Raw genomic sequence first — 3,651 nt, 5'->3', positions numbered from 1 at the left:
GCCTGGGAGGGAGCGGGGGCCGGGGGCGCGTCGTCGGAGGTGGGGGCGTTCACGTGGCGGACGCGACTCTTTCCGGCCCGGGCGTCCAGCGCAAGACGCTCGGTGTTTGTCGGGGAGGTCGTGGCTCGGGTAGGACGGCCTTTTCCCCTTGAGGAGGAAGACCATGCCAGACGTCATCGTGGTGGGCGCGGGCCACAACGGACTTGTCGCGGCGGCGATGCTCGCGCGCCGGGGCCTGTCGGTCACCGTGCTGGAGGAGAAGGACCAGGTGGGCGGCGCGTGCAAGACGGAGTACCCGTTCCGCACGGCCCCGAAGCTGGGCGTCTCCACTGGCGCGTACCTCCTGGGGCTGATGCCGCCGGAGCTGCTGAAGGAACTCCAGCTGGAGCTGCCCCTCAAGCGGCGCGACCCGCATTACTTCCTGCCCACCATGGACAAGCGCTACCTGCTCTTCGGCTCGGATGAGCGGGAGCTGGAGCGGCAGTTCCGCGAGTTCTTCTCCGAGGCGGACTGGAACGCCCACGTCGCCATGAACACGGAGCTGGCGGCGCTGCGCGAGGACCTGGCGCCCGCGTGGCTCCTGCCGCCCCGGCCGCTGGAGGAGACGGCGGAGCGGTACGTGCGCCCTGCCCTGCGCCAGCACTTCATCCACCTGTGTCGCGGCACCGCGCGCGAGTACCTGGAGCGCTTCGGCTACAAGTCCGACTTCGTGAAGGCGATGTACGCCGTCACCGACGCGTTCTCCGGCCTGGACGGCGGCTATGACACGCCGGGCACGGGCATGAACCTGCTGGTGCACAACCTCTGCCGGCTGCCGGGCAGCGGCGGCACGTGGATGATCGTCGAAGGCGGCATGGGCACCGTCACCCAGCGCATCGCGGCGCTCGCGCGCAAGCACGGCGCCCAGCTGCGCACGAACGCGAAGGTGACGTCGGTGCGCGTGGACAGCGGCGTGGTGAAGGGCGTGGTGCTGGACAATGGCGAAGAGCTGTCCGCGAAGGTCGTGGTCTCCAACGCGGACCCCTTCCGCACGCTGAAGCTGGTGGACTCGGGGGCGCTGAACCCGGACTACCGGAGCATGGTGGACGGGCTGTCCGCGCCGGGCACCACGCTGAAGGTGAACCTGTGCCTCAAGTCCCTGCCCACCTTCACCTGCCTGCCGGAGGACCGGGGCCAGTTCGGGCCCACCATCCACCTCTTGCCCCAGGAGGACGACGTGCTGGGCGCGCTGGCGCACGGCTACAAGGAGGCGAAGGCGGGGCGGCTGGCGGAGTTCCCCTCCATCGAGTGGTACGTGCACACCACGGTGGACCCGTCCCTGAAGGACGCGGAGGGCCACCACAACTCCGCCCTCTTCGTGGAGTGGGTGCCGGAGAAGCTGGAGGGCACCACCTGGGAGAAGGAGGAGGCGCGCTACGTGAAGCACCTGTTGTCCATCTGCGACCGCTTCGCGCCCGGCACCAGTGATCTGGTGCAGGAGTACTTCGCGCTCACGCCGCCGAAGATTGAGTCCCACTTCGGCATCACCCGCGGCCACATCCATCATGTGGACAACAAGCGCGGGTTCACCGACCGGCTGCCCTATGAGACGCCCGTGCAGGGGCTCTACTTCTGCAGCGCGGGCTGCCACCCGGCCGGCAGCGTCATCGGGGCGGCGGGCCACAACGCGGCCAACGTGGTGCTACAGGCGCTCGGACGCTGAGAAGGGGTGCGCCTCACGGCGGGCGGAATGGACGTTCCATGGATCATTCGGCCCGCCGTGTTTAGATGGTTGTCCCCATGAGCTACCTCGTCCTCGCCCGCAAATGGCGCCCGCAGAAGTTCGATGACATGACCGGCCAGGAGCACGTGGTCCGGACCATCGGGAATGCCATCAAGATGGACCGGGTCGCGCACGCGTACCTGTTCTGCGGCCCTCGAGGAGTCGGCAAGACGACGGCCGCCCGCCTGCTCGCCAAGGCGCTCAACTGTGAGCAGGGCCCCACGGCGACCCCCTGCGGAACCTGCCGGGCGTGCACGGAAATCACCGCCGGCACCAGCGTGGACGTCGCGGAGATCGACGGTGCGTCCAACAACGGCGTGGAGAACGTCCGCGAGATTCGCGAGAACGCGAAGTACCTGCCGCAGCGCGACCGCCACAAGATCTACATCATCGACGAAGTCCACATGCTCTCCGGCGCGGCGTTCAACGCGCTCCTGAAGACGCTGGAGGAGCCGCCCGGTCACGTGAAGTTCATCTTCGCGACGACGGAGGCGCACAAGCTCCCGGACACCATCCTGTCGCGCTGCCAGCGCCACAACTTCCGGCGCATCTCCGCGGCGCGGATGCTCCAGCGGCTGAAGGAGATCTGCCAGGCCGAGGGCGCGGGCATCTCCGAGCAGTCGCTGTCCATGGTGGTGCGCCAGTCCGAAGGCGGCATGCGCGACGCGCTGAGCCTGCTGGACCAAATCCTCGCGTCGTGCGGTCCCAACCCCACGGACGAGGCCGTCGCGGAGGCGATGGGCGCCATCGACCGCACGGTGGTGCAGGACTTCGCGGAGGCGCTGGTCCGCAAGGACGCGAAGCGCGTGCTGGGCCGGGTGGACGAGGTGTTCAACCGGGGCCTGGACCTGAAGCGGCTGGCGGAGGAGCTGGCGCTGCAGCTGCGGCACCTCTTCGTGACGAAGTCGCTGGGGGAGGCGCCCGCGGAGCTGGCGGAGTCCGAGCAGAAGGCGCTCGTGGCGCTGGCGAAGGAAGCGGACACGGCGCAGCTGTCGCGGCTGTTCGACATCGTGCACGGCTGCATCTGGGACGTGTCGCGAGCGGCGCAGCCCCGGTTGGCGCTGGAGATGGCGCTGCTCAAGGCCATCCAGCTGTCCCCGGCCGGTTCGATTCCCGACCTGCTGGCCCGCGTGGAGCGGCTGTCGGCGGGGCTTGGCGCGGAAGGCGCCGCGAAGAACACGACCGGAGCGCCAGGAGGTCGCTCCGGTCCCGCGAACTTTCGCGTCTGAAGTCCAGACCGGAGCCCGCGCGCCCGTAGCCACGGCGCGCCCGGTCGAAGCTCCGGTGGCATCCGCGCCCGCGGCGGCCCCTGTGCGTCCACTCGATGCGCAGGGCCCGTCCGTGCAAGCGGAGGCCCCGTCACGTCCGGCACCGCCGTCCGCATCCGCGTCGCCGCGCATGGCCGACCCGCAGGGCCCGTCCGCGTACGCGGGCGCTACGGTCCGGCCCTTCGATGACGCGCGGGCGCCGGCGCACCCGGCGTCCAACGGGCACACCCCTCCCGCGCCTCAGCGCTTCGAGGCTCGCGGTCCAGTCACCGCTTCCGGTGAGCCGTCCCCGGCCGGCGCGTCCGCCGTGGCCACCCGGGTGCCTCCGGCCGCGCTGATGGAGGGCCTGTCCCCTTCGGCGGCCCGTCCCCTCTCCTTCCTCCGCAATGGCGGTAGCGCGGGCGGCCCCTTGCCCACGCCCGCCGCCGTGCCTCCCGCGCCGGCGGTGATGGACGACCTGCCTCCGTCCGCCGCGCGCCCGCTGTCCTTCCTGCGCAATGGCGGCGGCGCGGCCCCGGCCATGGAGCCCCCTCCGGCTCCAGGCGTCGTCATGGACGACCTGCCTCCGTCCGCGGCCCGCCCCCTCTCCTTCCTCCGCAACGGCGGCGCCCAGCCCCCTCC

Annotated in this window: 2 protein-coding genes and 1 pseudogene; all 3 read left to right on the top strand. The window is 70.9% G+C overall.

Features of this window, described 5'->3' with window-relative positions; genetic code table 11:
- Positions 1 to 163: 163 nt before the first annotated feature.
- Positions 164 to 1,702: a phytoene desaturase family protein gene (locus D7X96_RS38735; protein ID WP_120551984.1), complete on the top strand. Its 1,539-nt coding sequence runs from the start codon at positions 164 to 166 to the stop codon at positions 1,700 to 1,702.
- A 77-nt stretch (positions 1,703 to 1,779) separates the two neighbouring features.
- The gene (gene dnaX / locus D7X96_RS38730; RefSeq protein WP_120551983.1) at positions 1,780 to 2,991 is read left to right on the top strand and encodes a DNA polymerase III subunit gamma/tau; all 1,212 of its coding nucleotides are present in this window, start codon (positions 1,780 to 1,782) and stop codon (positions 2,989 to 2,991) included.
- 169 nt (positions 2,992 to 3,160) lie between these two features.
- Positions 3,161 to 3,651, top strand: a pseudogene (locus tag D7X96_RS40585) (hypothetical protein); the annotation flags it as partial.

Origin of the sequence: Corallococcus interemptor, assembly GCF_003668875.1 — a bacterium.
GTDB classification, from domain to species: Bacteria; Myxococcota; Myxococcia; order Myxococcales; family Myxococcaceae; genus Corallococcus; species Corallococcus interemptor.
The sequence above is the reverse complement of the archived record's forward strand: the minus strand, read 5'-3'. Positions and strand labels throughout refer to the sequence as shown.